Below are 22,980 nucleotides of genomic sequence, written 5' to 3' on the forward strand. Positions count from 1 at the left end.
TAAACAGATGTGGGATACGAGTAAACGAAAAGCAGGGAAAGATGAGGGGTGAGAATCTGCACTTTAGCTCACAATTTTTCCCTTCCCCCCTTGGGATTCATCACATTGTCCCCAACATATTGTTTGACCCACGCTAATCGTGGCAACTATCAAAATTTAAATGGAAATTATCAGGAGATAAGACCGATGAATATCCGTCCTCTACATGACCGAGTTATCGTTGAGCGCCAAGAAGTTGAATCTAAATCTGCTGGTGGCATCGTTCTAACTGGTTCTGCCGCAGAAAAATCGACTCGCGGTATCATTCTAGCTGTTGGCAAAGGCCGTATTCTAGAAAACGGTTCAGTGCAACCGTTGGACGTAAAAGTTGGCGATACTGTTATCTTTGCTGAAGGTTACGGTACTAAGTCAGAAAAAATCGACGGCAAAGAAGTTCTGATCATGTCTGAAAACGACATCATGGCGATCGTCGAGTAACTCGTACTCCGACCCAATCAGACGGCTTCGTTTTAAAACCAGGGTGCTTGGCTATATATCGTGATTCTGTCATTTCTGAAAAGGAATATAGATCAAGCCGATTGGTGGCCGGAGAGCTTCACTGAAGGCTGATTCGGTATAACCAAAACGAAGCGCTAACCATAACAAAGAATTTTAAAGGAAATTAAGATGGCTGCTAAAGACGTTAAATTTGGTAATGACGCACGTATTAAAATGCTAGAAGGTGTAAACGTTCTGGCTGACGCAGTAAAAGTAACACTAGGTCCTAAAGGCCGTAACGTTGTTCTAGACAAATCATTTGGCGCACCGACGATCACTAAAGATGGTGTTTCTGTTGCACGTGAGATCGAACTTGAAGACAAGTTCCAAAACATGGGCGCACAAATGGTTAAAGAAGTGGCTTCGCAAGCGAATGACGCGGCGGGCGACGGAACAACGACAGCAACAGTATTGGCTCAGTCTATTATCGCTGAAGGCCTAAAAGCGGTTGCTGCTGGCATGAACCCAATGGATCTTAAGCGCGGCATCGACAAAGCGGTTATCGCGGCTGTTGAAGAGCTGAAGAACCTTTCTGTTCCTTGTTCAGACACGAAAGCTATCGCGCAAGTAGGTACTATCTCTGCGAACTCTGATTCGACAGTAGGTAACATCATTGCTGAAGCGATGGAAAAAGTAGGTCGTGATGGCGTAATCACGGTTGAAGAAGGTCAGGCTCTGCAAGACGAGTTAGACGTAGTGGAAGGTATGCAGTTCGACCGCGGTTACTTGTCTCCTTACTTCATCAACAACCAAGAAGCAGGTTCTGTTGATCTAGAAAGCCCATTCATTCTTCTAATCGACAAGAAAGTGTCGAACATCCGTGAACTTCTTCCGACTCTAGAAGCCGTTGCTAAGGCATCTCGTCCACTTCTAATCATCGCTGAAGGTGTAGAAGGCGAAGCGCTAGCAACGCTTGTTGTGAACAACATGCGTGGCATCGTTAAAGTGGCTGCGGTTAAAGCACCTGGTTTCGGTGACCGTCGTAAGTCTATGCTTCAAGATATCGCTATCCTAACGGGTGGCACGGTTATCTCTGAAGAGATTGGCCTAGACCTTGAGAAAGTAACGCTAGAAGACCTAGGTCAAGCTAAGCGTATTACTATCACTAAAGAAAACTCGACTATCATCGATGGTGCGGGTGATGAATTGATGATCCAAGGTCGCGTTTCTCAAATCCGTCAACAAATCGAAGATGCAACGTCAGATTACGACAAAGAGAAGCTTCAAGAGCGCGTAGCTAAGCTAGCTGGCGGTGTTGCAGTAATCAAAGTAGGCGCAGCAACTGAAGTTGAGATGAAAGAGAAGAAAGACCGCGTTGAAGATGCACTTCACGCAACTCGCGCTGCAGTTGAAGAAGGTGTGGTTGCTGGTGGTGGTGTTGCACTTATCCGCGCTGCATCTAAAGTGGCTAACCTTGAAGGCGACAACGAAGAGCAAAACGTAGGTATCCGTGTTGCACTACGTGCAATGGAAGCACCGATTCGTCAAATCACTAAGAACGCAGGTGATGAAGAGTCTGTGGTTGCTAACAACGTTCGTGCTGGCGAAGGTAACTACGGTTACAACGCGGCGACTGGCGAATACGGCGACATGATTGCAATGGGTATCCTAGATCCAACTAAGGTGACTCGTTCTGCACTTCAGTTCGCAGCATCAGTTGCTGGTCTTATGATCACAACAGAAGCGATGGTGACAGACAAGCCTCAAGATTCAGCTCCTGCAATGCCTGATATGGGCGGCATGGGCGGTATGGGTGGCATGGGCGGTATGATGTAAGCCACCTGCGCTAATTTAAATCATTAATAAACAATGACTTAAAAATAAGTGTAGACACCAATGTAGACACTAAGGGATGCCAGTTTGAAGACTCTGGCATCCCTTTTTTAATGGCAGTTCCACCCTTTTTCTTGTAATAGTTGCCCAGAGCGCCATTGTGCCTCTTGAATTTCATCAAACAGATAGTCCTCTGACTCATTGGCTCGTTCGGGATAGTCGAAGTTCCAGTCAATAAAGCTATACGTATGTAGCTCCTCTCCTGAATAACTGTGAAAGTAAGCATCCAGCATCAGCTCATCTCTAGCTTTTGCAGCCTCAGGAGCTGAATGATACCGACCATGCTTCTTCCCCTCGCCATCAAAGGCTTGATACCACCCCCACTTATTCTTGTGAATGCCGCTGAACCCTTTGAGCTTTGGTGTTTTCTTGGCTAGATTGTTTTGCCTAGTGGTGCAACGACGCAGATTGCCTCTGGTGTTGTTTAGCGGGTTAGCGTCAACATGGTCAACTTCTTGCTCGTCTTCGGGGTTCATCAGTAAGCGGTGGAGGTATGCCCCGTTTTTGTTACTGCGAGCCACGTACCTTCCATCTTTGCGTTTGTGGGCATAGAATCCATGTTCTTGGAGGATGTCGATATCACATAGGCTTATCAATGTCGTTTGATTTTGACCTATGCCAATCTTGGCTGTGATGTGATTGTCGATATCGACTATTTGAATATTTCTTTTATGGCTACCATAGCCACGCTTCAATCTTGTCATGTGCAATCTCCATTTGCTACGTCCTGCGACACTCCAAAAAACGAATGTTACAGAGCATTTGATGATAATCCCTTTACCTATAAGGCTTTCAAGCCAGTGCGACATTGCAACATTGTAATTTCAGTTTATTAATACGCACATATATATAGAGATATAGAAAGGTAGAGTGGGGGAAGTTTGGGTAATTACTGCTTTAGCCCAGTAAAACTGCGGGTTTTCGATGAATTGGTGATGGACAACTGTCCTTTTTTTCGATTTTATCTATCTCAAACCTGCCTCTCTTAATACCTTGCCCACAGTATTGCGATGACACCCCACTCTTTCAGCAATAGCATTATGGGTGAGGTTGGCATCTCTCAGCCTGATTATTTTTTCTCGTTTACTGCGAGTAATTCGATTAGTAAGCATATTTGCTCCAAAGTTTAATGATTCGTACCTAGATTTTAATCTGTTTGAACAGAAGCGAACTAAAAAGAACTTTCTTGCACACTTAAATCAATATTCACTCCGCCCATTGTTATAAGTAATTCAGAATGGAACAACGGAGTAATAACCATGAAAATCTCATTAAAACTAGTCTTAACCGTACTCGTAACTGTCCTGTCACTGCTTCTTGAAGCTACACAGAAAGAGGATGCGTGAGTATGGCTAATATCGGGTATGCGCGAGTAAGTACGTCAGGACAGAGCTTAGAAGCGCAATTAGAGGCATTGAAGGTATATGATAAGGTGTTTAAAGAAAAGGAGTCAGGAGCAAAGGCGGAGCGTCCCCAGCTCACTACAATGCTTGATTATGTGCGAGATGGAGACACAATAACGGTAACTAAACTTTGTCGGTTGGCAAGAAACACAAAACACTTATTGGAAATAGTCGAGTACCTTGAGCAGAAAGGTGTATCGCTGGTGGTTCTTAATCTTGGTATCGATACTAAATCACCGACAGGTCGATTGATGCTTACTATGATAGGTGCGGTGGCAAGTTTTGAGCGACAACTATTGCTTGAGAGACAAGCTGAAGGGATTGTCATTGCTAAAATGAAGGGGAAATACAAAGGAAGAAAAGCTACTGCTTTAGCCAAAAAACACCAAGTAATCGAAATGCTTAACTCTGGAAAATCCAAAACGGAAGTATCTAGTTTGTTAAACCTCAGTCTGTCCAGTATTTATCGAATACTAAAGATGTGAGAAAAGGTGAGTGTAGAAGATTCTGACACTCACATTTGTCTTTGGTTACTCATTACTATTTCTTGTTGGCATTGGTTTTGGTGCTGCTGGTCGTGCAGGTGTACTAGCCGTTGCCTGTGTGGTGCTAGATGAAGGTAGTGTTCTCCCGTTAGTTCGAACTCTCCCCTCTGTAATTAAAGTTCGGCCTTTACTGACATCAGTCATTTGTAAGCCATCATTAAATTGCATTTTATCATCTGCCATCATTTTTATTCCTGTGGTTGGTAAAGCAAAATGTCGCCGTATGGTTTAGCTATGTAAAGGCTCTTAGCTTCGTAAAGCTCATTACCTGTCTCAGTATCGAAGACTTTTACCGAGGTCATGGATAGCTCAAGAGTGCTTCCATTATCGTGATAGTATTGTATTAAGCCTTGAATCATAAACTTCTCATCCAGTAGTACTACGGTGACAAACTCATTGCCAATTGACTCTATGGTTTGTATGTATACAGAGTCATCACCGTACTTATTAGTTATTTTTAGCTTAATCAATAAAGAATGGACTAATTTGGATTGCGTAGCTCTAACTGAAATTAATCCTAAGATGACCCCAGTGAAGCAGGCGGAGAGAATTTCCCAAGGATTAATTTTCGCCGTTTTGCTGCTTGTTATCGTTTCCCAGACAGAAAGAATGAACCATTCCGTTTCTTTGTATCCCTTGATGTTATACAAGAACTGAGCTGAAAATATGGCGAATTGCAGGACTCCATATATGATCAGTCCTGAGACGATAGAGTATAAGACGTATCTGAATGAATCCCACGCCTTGTGCTCTGCATAATTATCATATATTACCGTTAGTAAAACTCCTGGAAAGAGTACAACTACTAACAATATTGTTAATTCATTCACCAAGCGACCTCATAGAGTTAAATTGTCGGTTATTATACCATTGTGCGGTCGGAGTTGCATACATCATGGTTTTAGCTTGGATATGATAGTTATTTTTGGGTTATACCCTTGTGACAAACAAGAAACCCACCCCTGAGCGTGTCTTTAGGGTGGGTTTTGTTATTTTGACAAGGATTTCTCAAAGGGTCAGACCCTAGTGATAGTATCTACCAGATAATGCGCTCAACACATTGGTCATAGGCATCTTTTAGTTGCTGTAACTCATAACCACGGGAGTAGTAGCCGTAGGTCATGGTGTTTCCTCGCTTGTGTCCGAGGATTGCTGCCGCTTTTAGTTCATCCACACCTGATTGTTGCATTGCTGTCGAAAACATTACTCGGAATGAGTGGAAGCACTTCGCAGAGTCAGTGGAGACATTGTCAGTCTTAATGCGTGAGAACCAACGCCCCATTTTCTTTGCATCGTCGCCTAAAACAAGGTCTTCATCTTCACTTGCCTCCTTGATTTGCCTCACTCTTTCTCCAAGTTCGGTTGTCAATGGCACAACACGCGTAGCGGCTTTTGTCTTACCAACATCAATGAAAATTGCAGTAATGTCTCCTTCGACAATGATATTCTTGCAACGCAAAGAGCAAAGCTCAGAGATACGACAACCAGTGAAAACACCCAATTCAACAAGCAAGCGTTTAAGTGGTTCGTTGATTGCTACATTCGCTTTTATCCATTCCATCTCGTTAATGGTAAAAGGCTGTTTTTTCTCGGTCTCTTCCCTCGGGAATTCATGATTGTCAAAAGGTGAGTGACCAGTTACCTCACCAATTCGATCGCAGTGGTTCCATATAGACCGAAGTCTGCTCACATGACCTTGGATGGTCGCTTTTTTGTATCCAGATTGATGCTGGTGGTTTATGTAGTTGTGCACTTGCAACTTGGTGATATCAGGGATTTGGATATCGATTAAGCTCATGTATTTTAGGAAATCACTAGTAGCTCGCTTTACCTTACCTAGAGTGTCTTTGGTTACTCGATTTTTGTTGTGTTGAAGCCATAGGTTAAGTCCTTCATTCAAGGTTATGCGGTACTTGTGGTTCTGGTCTTTATGCCCGCAGACAGTAGTCAAAGCATGCAAGAAGGTTTCGTCGGTACTGGCTAACTTCTCATAATCATATGGCTCATCCCATGAGTAGGGGTGCTTCATCTTGTCTTCTTTCAATGAATGGACGAGCTCATGGAACCTTTGGCGGCTAGGGTTGGGAGAGGTGAGCTGACGTTCAGCTAGACGCCCATTTATCATATCTCGTTTACGTTGAGCTTCTTTCAAATCTCCAGTTTCAAGGCTCTCTGTAATCATGTTTTCATTTGGGTATAAGTGCTTGAGCTGCTTAGGAACACGGCGTTGATACCACCAAATATTCCCTCTCAATCTTAGATGTTTCTTGCTGCTCATGTAGTCACCAATGTAGCCATAAATGTAGACAGTAATGATGCCACAAAGCCTTTATATACGGTGTGTTGCGGATCACAGCCCAAATAGGGCGGTATGATGTAATCATCCCCCTTTCTCGTAACAGAGAAAGTCATACATAAGATTTAGAACGGAGACCTCGGTCTCCGTTTTTTATGCTTTGAAATCGTCACTCCCGACAGCGAGGCACGAGCGTGATAGGGAATCTTTATCGTCTACTTCTAGAAACCTGACTGCCGATGGTTACTCTTGCCTCTAATTATATCCTCCGCTCAATATTGCTCTTTATGATTTTGGGTCTTATATTCAATGGTACAGTTATGACATTGATTTAACATGGATAGCTGTTGAGTGAAGGACAATAAATACTTGATTGAATATAGATTAATCAAGTCAACAATAAGTCAGTGGAGACTCCCCAATGAAAAAATTACTTTCAGTACTTGCTGTATCTGCAGCGGTAATGGCACCGGCAGCATTTGCTTCTTCGCCTGTCATGTTCTCAACGATCAATGGTTTCAACGCTCCGGATTCAGATGCGGTTGGCGGTGTACGTCTGGCTCTGCTTCACGGACAAGTCAATGACCTCAAAGGTGTCGACCTTGCGGTTGTTGGTATGTCTGAGACACAAACCACGACAGGTGTGAACCTTGGTATTTTTGGTGCATCAAAAGTAAACCAAGAAATGACAGGTGCTTCACTAGGTTTCTTTAACTGGAACACAGGTAAAACAACAGGTGTTAACCTAGGTGCTATTAACATTACTAATGATGTAAAAGGCGCGAACGTGAGTTTCGTAAACTATTCCGAAGGTAACACTATGGTGGATGTAGGCGCTGCGAACCTTTCAGAGGTGTCGACGGTTCAGGTTGGTATCTTCAACAAAACCAATAAAATTGAAGGTGTACAGATTGGCCTGATCAACTGTGCTGACAATGGTTTTTTCCCGTGCTTCCCAATTGTGAATTTCGCTAAGTAGAGTTATCGGTTTAATTATCTACTCAAAATCACCTACTAACTAGTAGGTGATTCTTCTCTATCATCTATTATAGATATAATTAGATTCATCCCTCCCTTTATCCAACTCTACAGTTAAACGGTTTCAATCATATCAATTGCTTTACAGTTAGTAGCTTCTAAGTAATTAAATCAACTTACTATCGAAAAGGTTCATTAAGCCCTTTGATGTTGATTCTAGGTTTTGACTTCTAAAAGAGGAGCTTCGTTTGTCTCATTTTATTGTTTTTGTTGATACACTGTTCGTAAGAGAATTTAATATCGAATCAAACTTTTAGTTGAATAAAAGCTTTTTAGTGCTTTAACTGAAGTGGCAAAATGAAATTGACAGTCAATGGGGGTGGGAAACGTAATATGACAACGAAAATAATACCGGGGAAAATGACGCATCTAAAACAATTGGAAGCGGAATCAATCCATATTATGCGTGAAGTGGCTGCTGAATTTGATAACCCGGTGATGCTGTATTCAGTTGGTAAAGATTCTTCAGTAATGCTACACCTGGCACAAAAAGCTTTTGCTCCTGGCACTCCCCCTTTTCCTCTGATGCATGTCGATACTACATGGAAATTCAAAGAAATGATCGAGTTCCGCGACTATATGGCTGAGAAGGTTGGAATGAAACTTATAGTTCACAGTAACCCAGAAGGTGTGGCTATGGGGATCAACCCTTTTGTGCACGGGAGTTCAAAACATACCGATATAATGAAGACCCAAGGCTTAAAGCAGGCTCTAGATATGCATGGTTTTGATGCTGCTTTCGGTGGTGCGCGACGCGATGAGGAAAAATCTCGAGCGAAAGAGCGAGTGTACTCGTTTCGTGACGAATATCATCGTTGGGACCCTAAAAATCAACGGCCAGAGCTATGGAATATTTACAACGGCAAGGTTAACCAAGGTGAGAGTATCCGTGTGTTCCCACTATCTAACTGGACAGAGCTAGATATTTGGCAGTATATCTATCTTGAAAATATTGAAATTCCGGGTTTGTATCTATCAAAACCTCGCCCTGTCGTTCAGCGTGATGGTATGTTGATTATGGTCGATGATGAGCGTATGAAGCTTAAAAAAGGGGAAGTGGCAGAAGAAAAAATGGTGCGTTTTCGTACACTCGGTTGTTACCCACTAACTGGCGCTGTAGAATCGAAAGCTACGACGCTACCTGAAATTATTCAAGAGATGTTGCTAACAACCACCTCAGAGCGTCAAGGGCGCGCCATTGACCACGATAGTTCAGGTTCAATGGAGAAGAAAAAGCGAGAAGGCTACTTCTAATAGCATTGACGATATTATATCGTCACTTTTGAATATAATTTGAGTTATTTTAGCATGATTGTCACTGCGTGTGTCCTTATTGGATTGATTATTGGTCTGATCAGTAACCGTTTTCGAGCCAGCTATGTGTTTATTTTTTCAGTGATAGTGCTGTACGTTTCTGGTGAGCTTTCACAAGCCGTTATTTTCTCGAACGTCACTAACCGTTCTGTGATTATCTTATTATTGTTACTACTTTCTTCTCTCTCCCTAGAAAGGACTGTTTTGCTTAGCTGGGTAGCAAAAATGTTATCTCATCGTCATTATGGGCAGTCGTTATTGCGTTTGGGAGCTTTGGGATCGCTAAGCTCTAGTATGCTAAATAACACAGCTGTGGTTGCGACCTTGATGGGGAGTGTTCTCAAAAATCCGTTTCATTCCCCTAAAAAACTTCTAATTCCGTTGTCATACTTTTCTATTTTAGGGGGGACCTTGACCTTAGTAGGGACTGCGACCAATCTAGTGGTTAGTGGTTTACTTGAAGAGCAAGGTTATCACGCGCTTACAATATTTGCTTTCTTTCCTGTGGGGGTAAGTTTACTACTTGGTTGTGGTTTGGTAGTGATGATAGCTTCCCGGTGGCTCCCTGATGACCTTGTGAAAATTGAATCATTAGGGGGCTACTTTCTTGATGCTGAGGTCGAGAGTCGAAGTAAGCTCGTAGGTCGAAGTATATTAGAAAATGGATTGCGATCACTCGATGGCCTTTTCTTAGTTGAAATCATTCGAGGTAAACAGTTGATATCCCCTGTATCACCGAGTGAGTTGGTATTTGCGGGAGATAAGCTGGTGTTCAGTGGTGATGTTTCAGAAGTTAAACAATTAGCCTCTTTTGATGGTTTAAAGTTGTACGTTGAAGATGAATTTGAGCTAGATAAAAACTTAGTTGAAGTATTAGTCAGCCCTGAATCTATATTGATAGATAAAACTCTAAAAGAGGTCGAATTTCGCTCTAGCTTTGATGCGGCTGTGGTGGCAATCGCTAGGCAAGGGAAACGGCTTTCTGGCAAGCTTGGGGAGTGCGTCATTCAAAGTGGTGACAAACTAATTCTTGCTGTCGGGGATGATTTTAAAAAACGCCCTAATTTATCTAGAAACTTTTTTTTATTAAGTGATAAGTCGCTTAAAAGTCCCTTATCATTCATCCAAAATTTTATTGGTATTGTAGGTTTCATTTTTTCCATTGCCTTAGCTGCGTGTACCAGTTTAGACCTTATTGATACATTGTCTGGATTCTTACTCTTATCTTTGATGAGCAAAATCATTGATGGAACTCAATTAAGACGGCGTTTTCCATTTGAGTTATTGATCATACTAGTATCAGCTTTGTGTATCGCCAGTGCGTTTTCTAGCAGTGGTCTGGCATTGGCATTAACTCAAGTCTTTGAATCCGTAGCTGGGCAACTATCTCCTATCTGGATGCTAGTCGGTATATTGATCTTAACCATTATTTTAACGGAAATCATGACCAACACAGCTGCTGCGGCAATTATGTTACCTATTTCACTGGCTTTAGCGTCGACGTTCCATATCGATTATTTACCGCTAGTCATGGCGGTCGCTTATGGTGCGAGTGCATCCTTTATAAGTCCTTTCGGTTATCAAACTAACCTTATGGTGATGAGCGCTGGTGGCTATACTTTTATAGACTTTGTCAAAGTAGGTTGGATAGTTACCGTCACTTACATTGTCGTTGCCGCCATTACTATTCCGATGGTGTTCCCATTTTAGTTTTATATGAGTTGTAAGAATGACCTCTCCCTATGTAAGAAAAAATAATGAGTCTGTTAGAGATAATGTAGTTTGGCATAGCTCTACGGTGACGCATGAACAACGCTCCGTGCAAAAGCAACAAGTGCCAACGGTGCTTTGGTTTACGGGATTAAGTGGCTCAGGGAAGTCCACGATTGCCAATGCAGTTGAAAGTAAGCTTCTAAGTTTAGGTAAGCATAGCTATTTGCTCGATGGTGACAACGTCCGACATGGCCTTAATAGAGATCTTGGATTTAGCGACACGGACCGCGTTGAAAACATTCGTCGTATTGGTGAGGTAGCAAAACTGTTTGTGGACTCGGGAACGATAGTATTAACTGCGTTTATTTCGCCATTTATTGCTGACCGCGCACAAGTCCGTGAGCTTTTATCTTCGAAGCAATTTCTGGAAGTGTTTATTGATACACCATTATCGGTGTGCGAGCTGCGAGATCCTAAAGGTTTATACAAGAAAGCGCGAGCGGGCGAGATTAAGAATTTTACTGGTATTGATTCAATGTATGAAGCCCCATTAACTCCAGATATTCATGTCGAGACTGAAGGTCAATCTATTGAAGCATGTGCAGATGTTGTAGTTAATCAACTTACCAAGTTAGGATACATTTAATCATGTATTACGATGTATTTAATGGTGATGCTGATGGAATAATTGCTTTACTTCAGTTACGTAAGGCCGACCCGAAATGCTCGAAGCTTGTCACTGGTGTAAAGCGTGACATTGCTCTTTTACAGCGAGTGGTTAAACAAAATGATATCAGTGGCTGCACCATCTTAGATATATCGATGGAAAAAAATATCGATGCGCTCTATGAATTGATAGATCTGGATATACCTCTGTTCTATTGTGACCACCATCGTGCGGGAGAAGTGCCACAAGCTGATAATTTTACAGCCCTCATTAATTTGGATGCGAATACTTGCACCAGTTTGTTGATCAACCGGCAGTTAGCGGGGCGATATGCTGATTGGGCTATAGTTGGCGCTTACGGTGACAATATGTCCGTCAATGCTGACCAGTTAGCCGATGTTATCGGATTAAGTTTCGATGAAAGAACATTTTTAAAAGAGCTAGGTACCTTAATCAACTACAACGGTTATGGTACTTCGATTGACGATTTGCACATTGATCCAGCCGAATTGTTTCAACAGCTTATGTGCTATTCTTCACCTTTTGACCTCAAGCGAGATTTAATATCTCCTTATTATGTTCTAAAACAAGGGTATCAGGCCGATTATCAACATGTTGAGCTGCTAACGCCGATAGTGTGCACTGACGTGTCTGAAATTTATCTACTGCCTTGTGAAGCATGGGCAAAGCGTGTCAGTGGTGTGTTTGGAAACGTTCTTGCAAATCAATCACCGGACAAGGCGCATGCAGTACTCACTTTGAATGACAATAAGAAAGATTACACCGTGAGTGTTCGTGCCCCTTTAAATAGTCGGACTGGTGCAGATGAAGTTTGCTGTCAGTTTGTTACTGGAGGTGGCCGAAAAGCTGCTGCGGGGATTAATGCTTTACCTGTTGAAAATAAAGAAAAATTCATCCAGGTATTAAACAAATTCTATCAATAAATCACAGTCGGTTTGAAGAGTTGAGAATTTAAACCGGGACCATTAAGGAAAGACCATGTCACATAGTTCAGAGCTAATTGCTCAAGATATTGAAGCATACTTAAAAGTACACGAGAGCAAAGATCTGCTGCGCTTTTTAACTTGCGGTAACGTGGATGATGGTAAATCAACACTGATTGGTCGTTTGCTGTTTGATAGTAAACTGATATACGAAGATCAGATGGCTGCGATTGAGAAAGACTCTCAAAAGTTCAATACAACCGACGAATCATTTGATCTGGCACTGTTGGTAGATGGCCTGCAATCTGAGCGTGAGCAGGGTATTACTATTGATGTGGCATACCGTTATTTTTCGACAGATAAACGTAAATTCATTATTGCTGACACTCCTGGGCACGAGCAATACACTCGTAATATGGTAACTGGAGCGTCAACTTGCGATTTAGCAATTGTGATGGTAGATGCCCGCTATGGTATTCAAACTCAAACGCGTCGTCACAGTTATATTTGTTCACTATTGGGTATTAAGCACATCATTGTTGCTATAAACAAGATGGACTTGATGGATTATAGTCAAGATGTGTATCAACAAATCAAAGCTGATTATCGTGAGATGGCTAAGAGCTTCAATATTGACGACATTCGCTTTGTACCAATTTCTGCGTTGAAAGGCGACAATGTGGTAACTTCGAGTGAAAATATGGAGTGGTACCCAGGATCGACTTTAATGAAGCTGCTTGAGACAGTAAAAGTCGATCAAGATAAAGATTTAGAGCATATGCGCTTTCCTGTTCAGTACGTTAATCGTCCAAATTTAGATTTTCGCGGCTTTTGTGGCACACTGGCTTCAGGCCAAGTCCGTGTTGGTGATGAAATCACAGCGTTACCTTCAGGAAAATCATCAAAAGTTAAATCCATCTTCACTTATGATGGTGAGCTGGAGTCTGCACAGCCAGGTCAAGCGATTACGATAACTATTGACGATGAAATTGATGTATCTCGTGGGGATATGTTGATTCATAAAGGCTCAAATCTACAACTTGTTAACAAATTTGATGCGTATTTAGTGTGGATGGATGAAAACCCATTGCGTTGCCATAAAGAATATAGTTTCAAGTTTGCAACGAAATCTTGCATAGGTAAGTTGTCAGGTATTCAACATAAAGTTGATGTGAATACTCTTGAACAACACGCTGAAAATTCTGAAACAGTAGAGCTTAATGAAATCGCGTTAACTTCTATCAATTTAACCGATCAAGTTGCTATAGACTTATACAAAGATCTGCCTCAGACAGGAGCCTTTGTGGTGATCGATAGGCATACGAATGTCACTGTCGGGGCTGGTGTTGTGCAGGGGCTATATTCTGAAAAGGGGACGCAACCCCGCATTTATTCGCAAGCTGAAAAAGAATTAAACACTTATATAAGAAAGCACTTCCCTGAATGGGGATGCTCAGAAGTTTGATAAAATAAGTTCTACATTTCCTATCTAGTTAATGCTTATTGACGCTATCAACGCCTTTACTTCTATGTTTAGGCGTTATTTCACATCTGCTATCTCACTCCTTAAACGTTACTGTAAGCATGTTGTTTTATACTCTTGTTGCGATGTTCTCACTTGTGGGTACAATGTGCGCTAAATTTTCAACGATGACTTATATGCTTTGATTAATCCCCATACCGTCGATTTTAAAAAGGCTTTCTTAAGTCTGACCGCCAGTTTTTTAGTGGTTTTTAGCTTGTTACTTGTTGATTCAGCGGAAGAGTCAGAAAAGCAGTATGGAATTGAAAACCAAGGCGTGACACGCTCTTTAGCGGAGCTTACACAGATTATTAATGCGCTTGAATATAATATTACCGCACTTTATCCGCTGCATGGGGATACCTACGTATTCTCACATGAGCAAAAGGTCGAAGGTGATACGTGTTACTTCATTAGTGAAGAGCAAGCTGCCCCTCGATTTGATTTTATGTTCTCTGGCCCAAGTGATATGTGCGATCTAAAGTCGGAGCTTCATTTAGAAGCAGGTAGGCGCATGTTTATCGCACCCACCATGGCTTACTTTGCGAATACCATTGATACCATCTCTGCGATTTACTTTATCTCCAAAGATAAATTTATTATATCGTCGCCTTCCGATTTCGCCCGTTACATTAAAGGTGACACCTTTGATTCAGTCATCAATAGTCGCCCTTATTGGGTGAATACGATTCGTTTTGGCTTAGCTCAGGGTCAAGATCAAGTGGTGTATACTGGCCAATACGATGATTACCTAACAGGGAAGAAGGTAGTGACCTTAACCAAAGGTATCTATGTTGATGGTGAGTTTAAAGGAGTACTCGGTGTTGATGGTTACGTCTCTAATCTCGTCTCGAATCCCGTTCATGGATACAAGGTGACGAGCGCAAGAGGAGTAAACAAATATGGGCTGTTGGACTTTACCTATTCACGACCTTTGTACGTCGATGGAATTAATACTGAGTTATACCTGACTATTGAAGAAGGAAAGAGTGAGCACTTCTTACATTTGCTGGAACTGGAGCGGGTTCAATTACTGATTTTGTTAGCTTTGTACTTTATCTCAGCACTATGGTTGTGGCGGTTTTATACCAAGCAAGAGCACAAGCGATTGAAGAATTTAGCGATGCTCGACCCATTGACTGGTTTATATAATCGGCGTGGTTTTGAAGCTCGGTTGCTGAACCAAAATGAGGAGCCAATTATTGGTGTTGGCGTATTTGATATCGATGATTTCAAAGTGGTGAATGACCAGTATGGTCATAAGGTGGGGGATGAGGTGATTTGCCATGTTGCTCAGTTAATGCTGAACAGCGTTAGGCAGAAAGATATCGTGGCGAGATTTGGTGGTGAAGAGTTTGTTGTCGCGATTACGGGCGAATCATCCGAATTACTTTCATCGATCTTTGAACGAATTCAAAATGACATCAGTTTACAAAGCTATCGATGCGCGACCGGTGACAAGATTAATATATCAGTCTCCGGGGGAGCGACGCTTTACTCTCTGTACAAGTTCGAGAGCATTGGACACTTGTGGGAAAACCAGAGTATTCGTTCATCAGATGAGCAGCTTTATAGGGCGAAGGCCGCAGGCAAGAATCAAGTGTCTATTCACGTACATTAATCTGTGAACTGCAGTTTAGAGCCTAGTCGTTTGCTAGGCTCTTTTTTATCTAAGGAAAAAGACCCTTAAGATGAAACAGTAGCTAAGAATAAATGCAGATAAGGTCAAATGTCTTCCGACGAGGTGTTACTTCTTCACGCGGACTTTTCTCATCCACTTCTGATGAACACCACGGCGTAAGCTCTGGAAGCTGTTTTCCACCTTATCGACACCAAGCAGAATCACTAGCGCCATTAACGTGATAATAACCGACTGCGAAAGGTGGCCAAGTGCGATCATCATACCTAATGCAGCGAGTACCCAGATAATCGCCGCGGAAGTGACGCCATGAATCTTGCCGTCGAGCGTCATCATCACGCCTGCACCAAGGAAACCTACACCAGTAATGATCTGACCAAGCACACGAGCTTGATCGAGCGTGTTAGGGGAAAGGCTAATCGCCATGGTGAGGAAAAAATAAGTACCGCTGATGATCAGAATCGAGGTTCTGATCCCGACGGGTTTACCGCGTGTTTGTCGCTCGATGCCGATTAACGAACCACACAGCATACACACTGCAAGGCCTGCCCAGCTAAAGGGGGCAAGGTTGAGAGTTTGTTCTATAAATTGTGTCATATCACCCCTACTAAAAATTTAGAATAGAGCCGAGTATGCTAATAATAGACCTGACGATCGAACAAAAACTTTTTGTCTTAACGATTGATAAAGATGACTTAAAATCTAGCTGCTGCTTGTGGTTAATTCAAAGGTCGGTGCGGAAGCATTGCGTTTCATTGATACGACTTCTTTATTCAATGTGTAGGTCGAGTGGCGTCTTGCTGCTACGTCCGCCAATCTCGCGCGTTAACTTTGGCACTAAGTAACCAGAAACTTCAGAGATCAAGCCTTTGAAGTGGTGCTTGGCCTCTTCATCGGAAATATAGAAATGAGCAGCGCCCTGAACTTTATCAAGTACATGCATATAGTAAGGTAAAACACCGGCGTCGAATAGCTTCTCACTCAATTCTTTCAATGAATTAGCGTTGTCATTGACCCCTTTTAGCATCACGCCTTGATTAAGCAGAGTCGCACCACTTAGCTTAAGTTTGTGGAAGACTAGTTTGAGCTCTAAGTTGATTTCATTGGCATGATTAATATGGCTGACCATCACCACGTTTAGACGAGTATTAGCCAATGTTTGGCACAGTTCATCAGTCACGCGGGCAGGGATCACAACCGGTAAACGGCTATGGATACGGACGGTTTTTACATGCGGAATCTGTTCGATGGCATTGATAAGCCACTCTAGTTCGCTGTCTTTTGCCATCAATGGATCGCCACCCGACAAGATCACCTCGTTGATCTCGGGATGTTGAGCCACATAATCGAGGCTGGTTTGCCAAACAGACTTCGATCCTTTGTTATCTTGATAAGGGAAATGACGACGAAAGCAGTAGCGGCAGTTAATCGCACAGCCACCTTTCACGATCATTAGCGCGCGGCTTTTGTATTTGTGTAGTAGTCCCGGAATCGCGTTTTCTTGCTCTTCTAGTGGATCAGCGGAATAACCTTGGTGCACCTCAAACTCTTCACTTAGCGGTAAAACTTGTCTTAGCAAAGGGTCGTGTGGATTGCCTTTTTCCATTCGCTCAACAAAGCTAAGAGGAACTCGAAGTGAAAACAGCTCACGTGCTGCGAATCCTTTTTGCCACGGTGTTGGGTCTATTTCCAATGCTTCAAGCAGTTTTGTCGGGTCAGAGATCGCATTCGATAGTTGTTTGAGCCAGTTTTGCTCAACAGATTCGACTTTTCGGGTTATGATATGCGGCATTGAAATTAACTCAAAGATGTGGAAGAGAAAATCATGGCGTCAGTAAGCACCAATGAATTCAAAGGCGGTTTAAAATTCATGTTAGATAACGAGCCTTGCGCAATTATCGACAATGAATACGTTAAGCCAGGTAAAGGCCAAGCGTTTAACCGTGTAAAACTTCGTAAACTGCTGTCAGGCAAAGTGTTAGAGAAAACATTCAAATCAGGCGAAAGCTTTGAGCTTGCAGATGTTGTTGACGTTGAACTAGGTTACCTATACAACGATGGCGAATTCTACCACTTCATGAACAACGAAACATTTGAGCAAATCGCAGCAGACGTAAAAGCAGTCGCTGACTCAGCAAAATGGTTAGTTGAAAATGACGTTTGTACTCTAACGTTGTGGAATGATAACCCTATCACTGTTACTCCGCCAAACTTTGTTGAGATCGAAGTAACTGAAACCGATCCTGGCCTTAAAGGCGATACACAGGGTACGGGTGGTAAACCTGCAACTCTAGCAACAGGCGCGGTTGTTCGTGTACCTCTATTCATCGCTATCGGTGAAGTTGTTAAAGTTGATACTCGTACTGGCGAATACGTTGGTCGTGTGAAGTAATTTGATTGTGTCCATCTTGTTTAAGGTGGCTCAGTGAAATAGAAAAGGTCGCTTATCGCGGCCTTTTTTGTATCTGGCGATCAGGAGAAGCGGTAGGGGCAGGTACGAGTAACTGAGATACGAAGAGCGGGAAGATCAAGAGCGAGTGAACTAGATGTGTGGTATTCGACAAACAATAAAAAAGCAGAGCTGGGTAACCTAGCTCTGCTTTCGATTTTCTGTTCTTAAGTGCTTTGAATCTCGATTACTCGAATCTGCTCTTAACTGTTAAATCATAAAAATGAAGATAACAGACAGTGCGCTGATTAGGCCTGCGAAGAAGTAGCAACCCACTTTACCTGCAACGCCGACGTGGAACTTAAGGTCGTGCATGCCGTGGTGAAGACGGTGCATTGCATGCCACATTGGCAGTGCCAGCGTGCCGATGATGAATAGCGCACCGATAATGCTGGTGGCAAATTCAGACACACGTTCGTAGCTCATTGCGTCCGCATCGATAATGCCCATTGGCACTAAGATACCCAGCACTAGAATGGTGATTGGTGTAATCATCGCGAACCAAGTACCGCCAGCGCCGAATAGGCCCCACCAGATTGGCTCATCAGAGCGTTTCGGATTGTGGTTAACAGGTTTCATTTTGTAATTTGTGTTCATAACGAAGCTCCTTACACCACCATAAGAACGATTAAAGAAATAAATGCCACCGCTGCCCACTGGGTCAGTACGATGATTCTTTTATCAACCAATTTGCCTTTAAGACGGATTGGCATTACTTGAGGCATCATGCTGAAGAAGGTCTGAGCGTGTAGCAAGCTGCCTAGCAGTGCCACGATATTAATACCGACAACGATAGGGTTCGCCATAAAGCTCAACCAACCAGCCCAAGCTTCAGGGCCTTTCACTAGTGCACCCAAACCGAAGGTTAGGAACAGAGTGAATAGAATCAAAGGCAGTACAGTCGCTTCACGTAGCATGTAGAAGCGGTAGAACGGATGGTTGCTCCACCACGTTCTCTTCATCTCACGAACATAAGGCTTACGATTGCTCATATTATGCCTCCTCTGCTGTTTTTACTTGCGATCCGTCTGGCTTGAACATCGAAATAACGAAGTCCATTGAAGACTCAACTTTGCCTTGGTTTACTGCAGCTGCTGGGTCTACTTTCTTTGGACATACGTCAGAACAGTAACCTACAAACGTACAGCCCCAAGCGCCATTGTCGCCATTGATAAGCTTCATACGTTCAGCTTTACCATTGTCACGGCTATCTAGGTTGTAGCGGTGAGCAAGAGCAAGAGCCGCAGGGCCGATGAACTCAGGGTTTAGACCAAACTGAGGACACGCTGCGTAACACAAACCACAGTTGATGCAGCCAGCGAACTGTTTGTACTTCGCCATTTGCTCTGGAGTTTGGATGTTAGTGCCGTCTTCTGGCTTACGGTCGTTACCAATGATGTAAGGCTTGATTGCTTCAAGGCGCTCGATGAACGGCGTCATGTCGACAATCAAATCTTTTTCGATTGGGAAGTTAGCCAAAGGCTCAATCTTGAAGCCATTCGGGTAGTCACGTAAGAAGCTTTTACATGCCAGTTTTGGCACGCCATCAACCATGATGCCGCAAGAACCACAAATCGCCATACGACAAGACCAGCGGTAAGACAGATCTTTATCTAGGTTATCTTTGATGTAACCGATCGCATCAAGCACTGACATGGTTTCATCAAACGGAACTTCAAAGGTTTGAAAGTGAGGTTCTGCATCGTGCTCAGGGTCATAACGCAGAATTTCAATTTTTTGGATTCGATTCGCTGACATTATGCTTGCTCCTCTTCGCTCTTCTTCGCATTCTCTTCTGCTGCTTTTTCAGCGGCAGCGGCTTTCTCGGCTGCTTCACCGTACAGACGAGCTTTAGGTTGAGATTTGGTGATCTTAACGCCGCTGTAGTCGATGGTTGGTGCTGCATCTTCGTTGTAGAAAGATAGAGAGTGTTTCAGGAAGTTCACGTCATCACGTTCTGTGCAGTTGTCGTCTAGACGTTGGTGTGCACCGCGAGACTCTTTACGAAGGATCGCTGAGTGAACCATCGCTTCTGCAACTTCAAGGCCGTAACCCACTTCGATAGCGTAAAGTAGGTCAGTGTTGAACACTTTGCCTTTGTCTTTAATGCTGATCTTCTTATAGCGAGCTTTCAGTTCAGTGATTTTGTCGATGGTCTTTTGCATCAAGTCTTCTTGACGGTAGATACCACAACCCGCTTCCATGGTGTGACCCATTTCAGTACGGATGTCAGCCCAGTTCTCGTCGCCTTCTTGGTTTAGTAGACCGGCGATGCGATCTTCAACCGCTTTAACTTGCTTAGCGATAGACTCTTCATTCCAGCCTTTGAATTCAGCTGCACGTTTCACGGCTTCTTCACCGGCTACGCGACCAAATACCACGAACTCAGCTAGAGAGTTAGAACCTAGGCGGTTTGCACCGTGTAGGCCAACAGAAGCACATTCACCAACAGCAAATAGGCCTTTGATGCGAGTTTCACAAGTACCGTTAGTTTCAATACCACCCATGGTGTAGTGAACAGTCGGACGAATTGGTATTGGCTCTTTTGCTGGGTCTACATTTACGTACGCTTTTGCAAGCTCACAGATAAACGGCAGACGTTCTTGCAGGTACTCTTCACCAAGGTGGCGAAGGTCAAGGTGTACTACATCACCAAGCGGGTGTTTGATGGTGTTACCTTTCTGCTGCTCGTGCCAGAATGCTTGAGAAACTTTGTCACGAGGACCCAGTTCCATGTATTTGTTCTTCGGCTCGCCCACTGGAGTTTCAGGGCCCATGCCGTAATCTTGTAGGTAACGGTAGCCGTTCTTGTTGACGATGATACCGCCTTCACCACGACAACCTTCGGTCATCAAGATGCCAGTGCCTGGAAGGCCTGTTGGGTGGTATTGAACGAATTCCATGTCACGCAGTGGCACACCGTGGCGATAAGCCATTGCCATACCGTCGCCCGTTACGATGCCGCCGTTGGTATTGCAGTGGTAAACACGACCTGCGCCACCCGTTGCTAACACAACAGATTTTGCTTTGATGGTAACAAGCTCACCTTCAGACATATGAATCGCGATAAGGCCTTGAACTTCGCCTTCTTCAACAATCAAATCCACCACAAAGTACTCATCAAATCGTTTGATTGTGTCGTACTTCATCGAAGTCTGGAACAGGGTATGAAGCATGTGGAAGCCGGTTTTATCCGCTGCGAACCACGTTCTCTCTACCTTCATACCGCCGAATCGGCGTACGTTTACTTCACCGTTTTCTTTACGACTCCATGGGCAGCCCCATTGTTCCATTTGGATCATTTCGCGAGTCGAGTTTTCAACAAAGTATTCAACAACATCCTGTTCACATAGCCAGTCGCCACCGCCAACAGTATCGTTGAAGTGGTTATCTAGGCTATCTTCGTCTTTAATTACCGCTGCTGAACCGCCTTCTGCTGCCACCGTGTGCGAACGCATTGGGTAAACTTTAGAAATCAGTGCAACTTCCAATTCAGGATTAGCTTCAGCTGCTGCAATTGCTGTACGAAGACCAGCGCCGCCTGCGCCGATGACTGCGATATCTGTGGTAATTGTCTTCACAGTTATTCTCCAGTGTGATGCGGAGTATTCCGCTTGTAATTATAAAAAGCTTATTGGTGGCACTTACTAATTAATAGCACTTACTAATTGGCAGTATTTACTAATTAATAGTACGTAAACGGCATCAACCGTTTATTACCCCTAAGCCTTAAGTGGTAGGTTCAGTGTAAGAGAGGAAGGTATTCGAAAAGTTGATGCATTTGGGTTTTTAGGTCGGTAGTGCATATGGAGGCATAGAATTTATAGGTTATGTGACTGCAATCACGGCAATGAATTGTTGATAACGATTAGCCCACAGGGCTTGTGTTAACGGCTTGTTGAGTATGATTTTTGTTATCAATGTGGATGTAAAATCTGTATTGATAATTGTATTGTAGAACGTAATTTTCTGGCTTCATTAAAACAACATTTTGCTTTCATCTATAGAAAGATAGAAGCTTACAAAAGAGGCGAAAGGTGGTAATTTCCGTCGCCTAGAATTCAGTAATATGGAACTTAATAATGCACTCAACATGGCAACCAGCCGCAACCATTAAGCAGTTAAAGCAACGTGCTGATATCCTTAATCAAATCCGTCAGTTTTTTGCTGAGCGAAACGTGATGGAAGTGGATACACCAGCCATGAGTCACGCCACGGTGACGGACGTGCATTTGCATACTTTCAAAACTGAATTCGTAGGGCCGGGTTATGCGCACGGTCAGCCCCTGTTCTTTATGACTAGCCCTGAGTTTCATATGAAACGTCTATTAGCGGCGGGCAGTGGCTGTATTTATCAAATTTGTAAGTCTTTCCGTAACGAAGAAAATGGCCGTTATCACAATCCTGAGTTCACCATGCTGGAGTGGTATCGCGTCGGTTTTGATCACCATGACCTGATGGATGAAATGGATCTGCTGTTACAGCAGATACTTAAATCAGGCACCGCAGAGCGAATGACTTACCAACAAGCCTTTATCGATGTGTTAGGTGTGTGTCCGCTTGAAGATTCGATGGATATCCTAAAACAAGCAGCAGCGAAACTTGGGCTCAGCGATATTGCTGAGCCTGAAGAAGATCGCGATACGCTATTGCAGCTTCTTTTCAGTATTGGGGTGGAAGCAAAGATTGGCCAACAGGTGCCAGCCTTTGTTTATGATTTCCCAGCTTCACAAGCGGCATTAGCTAAGATTAACCCTGAGGATTCGCGAGTAGCCGACCGCTTTGAGGTGTATTTCAAAGGCATCGAACTGGCAAACGGCTTCCATGAGTTGGATAAGCCTCAAGAGCAGCTTAAGCGCTTTGAAGATGACAACGCCAAGCGTATTGAGATGGGTTTATCACCTCAACCGATTGATCATCATTTGATTGAGGCATTAAAAGCGGGCTTACCAGATTGTGCGGGTGTTGCTTTAGGTATCGACAGACTGATCATGTTGGCTTTGGGTTACGACCACATTGATGACGTGACCGCTTTCCCGTTCCCACGTTCTTAGTTTTCTGTTTTTACTGAGAGCTAATA

Annotated in this window: 22 protein-coding genes; 12 read left to right on the forward strand and 10 right to left on the reverse strand. The window is 43.3% G+C overall.

Features of this window, described 5'->3' with window-relative positions:
• The first annotated feature begins 186 nt into the window (after window positions 1–186).
• Both AB4407_RS06730 and groL read left to right on the forward strand, forming a co-directional pair.
• Window positions 187–477, forward strand: coding sequence for a co-chaperone GroES (locus tag AB4407_RS06730; RefSeq protein WP_102332653.1), 291 nt, complete (start codon window positions 187–189; stop codon window positions 475–477).
• Between the two features lie 189 nt (window positions 478–666).
• Window positions 667–2,313, forward strand: a complete 1,647-nt coding sequence (gene groL / locus AB4407_RS06735; protein ID WP_372119791.1) for a chaperonin GroEL — start codon at window positions 667–669, stop codon at window positions 2,311–2,313.
• A 107-nt stretch (window positions 2,314–2,420) separates the two neighbouring features.
• Here groL and AB4407_RS06740 read toward each other — a convergent pair whose 3' ends face one another.
• A complete protein-coding gene (locus AB4407_RS06740; RefSeq protein ID WP_372119793.1) occupies window positions 2,421–3,074 on the reverse strand; it encodes a numod4 motif family protein in 654 nt (217 codons plus the stop codon).
• Between the two features lie 261 nt (window positions 3,075–3,335).
• Complete coding sequence (locus AB4407_RS06745; RefSeq protein WP_372119795.1) at window positions 3,336–3,482, reverse strand: helix-turn-helix domain-containing protein; 147 nt, start codon at window positions 3,480–3,482, stop codon at window positions 3,336–3,338.
• A 236-nt stretch (window positions 3,483–3,718) separates the two neighbouring features.
• Here AB4407_RS06745 and AB4407_RS06750 point away from each other — a divergent pair, with 236 nt between their 5' ends.
• Window positions 3,719–4,258: a recombinase family protein gene (locus tag AB4407_RS06750; protein ID WP_372119797.1), complete on the forward strand. Its 540-nt coding sequence runs from the start codon at window positions 3,719–3,721 to the stop codon at window positions 4,256–4,258.
• Between the two features lie 248 nt (window positions 4,259–4,506).
• Here AB4407_RS06750 and AB4407_RS06755 read toward each other — a convergent pair whose 3' ends face one another.
• A complete protein-coding gene (locus AB4407_RS06755; protein WP_372119799.1) occupies window positions 4,507–5,148 on the reverse strand; it encodes a hypothetical protein in 642 nt (213 codons plus the stop codon).
• Window positions 5,149–5,354: 206 nt separating this feature from the next.
• Window positions 5,355–6,596, reverse strand: a complete 1,242-nt coding sequence (locus tag AB4407_RS06760) for a tyrosine-type recombinase/integrase (protein ID WP_372119801.1) — start codon at window positions 6,594–6,596, stop codon at window positions 5,355–5,357.
• A 439-nt stretch (window positions 6,597–7,035) separates the two neighbouring features.
• Between AB4407_RS06760 and AB4407_RS06765 the strand changes: the two genes are divergently transcribed.
• The 7 genes from AB4407_RS06765 to AB4407_RS06795 all read left to right on the forward strand — a co-directional run bounded on the left by AB4407_RS06765 (window position 7,036) and on the right by AB4407_RS06795 (window position 15,433).
• Complete coding sequence (locus AB4407_RS06765) at window positions 7,036–7,593, forward strand: VC2662 family protein (RefSeq protein ID WP_372119803.1); 558 nt, start codon at window positions 7,036–7,038, stop codon at window positions 7,591–7,593.
• A 392-nt stretch (window positions 7,594–7,985) separates the two neighbouring features.
• On the forward strand, window positions 7,986–8,906 hold the full coding sequence (gene cysD / locus AB4407_RS06770; protein WP_372119805.1) for a sulfate adenylyltransferase subunit CysD: 921 nt from the start codon (window positions 7,986–7,988) through the stop codon (window positions 8,904–8,906).
• Between the two features lie 54 nt (window positions 8,907–8,960).
• Complete coding sequence (locus AB4407_RS06775) at window positions 8,961–10,676, forward strand: SLC13 family permease (RefSeq protein ID WP_372119807.1); 1,716 nt, start codon at window positions 8,961–8,963, stop codon at window positions 10,674–10,676.
• A gap of 19 nt (window positions 10,677–10,695) precedes the next feature.
• The gene (gene cysC / locus AB4407_RS06780; RefSeq protein ID WP_372119808.1) at window positions 10,696–11,325 is read left to right on the forward strand and encodes an adenylyl-sulfate kinase; all 630 of its coding nucleotides are present in this window, start codon (window positions 10,696–10,698) and stop codon (window positions 11,323–11,325) included.
• A 2-nt stretch (window positions 11,326–11,327) separates the two neighbouring features.
• Complete coding sequence (locus tag AB4407_RS06785) at window positions 11,328–12,290, forward strand: DHH family phosphoesterase (protein WP_372119810.1); 963 nt, start codon at window positions 11,328–11,330, stop codon at window positions 12,288–12,290.
• 55 nt (window positions 12,291–12,345) lie between these two features.
• Window positions 12,346–13,755: a sulfate adenylyltransferase subunit CysN gene (gene cysN, locus AB4407_RS06790; protein WP_372119812.1), complete on the forward strand. Its 1,410-nt coding sequence runs from the start codon at window positions 12,346–12,348 to the stop codon at window positions 13,753–13,755.
• 244 nt (window positions 13,756–13,999) lie between these two features.
• Window positions 14,000–15,433: a diguanylate cyclase gene (locus tag AB4407_RS06795; RefSeq protein ID WP_372119833.1), complete on the forward strand. Its 1,434-nt coding sequence runs from the start codon at window positions 14,000–14,002 to the stop codon at window positions 15,431–15,433.
• A gap of 126 nt (window positions 15,434–15,559) precedes the next feature.
• Here AB4407_RS06795 and AB4407_RS06800 read toward each other — a convergent pair whose 3' ends face one another.
• Complete coding sequence (locus AB4407_RS06800; RefSeq protein ID WP_372119814.1) at window positions 15,560–16,048, reverse strand: MgtC/SapB family protein; 489 nt, start codon at window positions 16,046–16,048, stop codon at window positions 15,560–15,562.
• 172 nt (window positions 16,049–16,220) lie between these two features.
• Window positions 16,221–17,243 (reverse strand): EF-P beta-lysylation protein EpmB, encoded by a 1,023-nt coding sequence (gene epmB / locus AB4407_RS06805; RefSeq protein ID WP_372119816.1) that lies wholly within the window; start codon window positions 17,241–17,243, stop codon window positions 16,221–16,223.
• A gap of 33 nt (window positions 17,244–17,276) precedes the next feature.
• Here epmB and efp point away from each other — a divergent pair, with 33 nt between their 5' ends.
• Entirely contained in the window at window positions 17,277–17,843 is a 567-nt protein-coding gene (gene efp / locus AB4407_RS06810; protein WP_009847919.1) for an elongation factor P, read from the forward strand.
• Between the two features lie 267 nt (window positions 17,844–18,110).
• Here the strand turns inward: efp and frdD are convergent, their stop codons facing one another.
• Genes frdD through frdA form a run of 4 tightly spaced genes read right to left on the reverse strand, consistent with a single transcriptional unit; the run spans window position 18,111 to window position 21,481 of the window.
• Window positions 18,111–18,497 carry a fumarate reductase subunit FrdD gene (frdD, locus tag AB4407_RS06815; protein ID WP_372119818.1) on the reverse strand — a complete coding sequence of 129 codons (387 nt, stop codon included), beginning with the start codon at window positions 18,495–18,497 and terminating at the stop codon, window positions 18,111–18,113.
• 11 nt (window positions 18,498–18,508) lie between these two features.
• The gene (gene frdC, locus AB4407_RS06820; RefSeq protein ID WP_061019340.1) at window positions 18,509–18,892 is read right to left on the reverse strand and encodes a fumarate reductase subunit FrdC; all 384 of its coding nucleotides are present in this window, start codon (window positions 18,890–18,892) and stop codon (window positions 18,509–18,511) included.
• Between the two features lies 1 nt (window position 18,893).
• Complete coding sequence (locus AB4407_RS06825) at window positions 18,894–19,658, reverse strand: succinate dehydrogenase/fumarate reductase iron-sulfur subunit (RefSeq protein ID WP_009847917.1); 765 nt, start codon at window positions 19,656–19,658, stop codon at window positions 18,894–18,896.
• Window positions 19,658–21,481 carry a fumarate reductase (quinol) flavoprotein subunit gene (gene frdA / locus AB4407_RS06830; RefSeq protein ID WP_048663211.1) on the reverse strand — a complete coding sequence of 608 codons (1,824 nt, stop codon included), beginning with the start codon at window positions 21,479–21,481 and terminating at the stop codon, window positions 19,658–19,660. The genes AB4407_RS06825 and frdA overlap by 1 nt, the downstream gene beginning before the upstream one ends.
• 501 nt (window positions 21,482–21,982) lie before the next feature.
• Between frdA and epmA the strand changes: the two genes are divergently transcribed.
• Window positions 21,983–22,954, forward strand: coding sequence for an elongation factor P--(R)-beta-lysine ligase (epmA, locus tag AB4407_RS06835; RefSeq protein WP_372119821.1), 972 nt, complete (start codon window positions 21,983–21,985; stop codon window positions 22,952–22,954).
• Window positions 22,955–22,980 lie beyond the last annotated feature (26 nt).

Source organism: Vibrio sp. 10N.261.46.E11 (genome assembly GCF_041472735.1).
Lineage (GTDB): Bacteria > Pseudomonadota > Gammaproteobacteria > Enterobacterales > Vibrionaceae > Vibrio.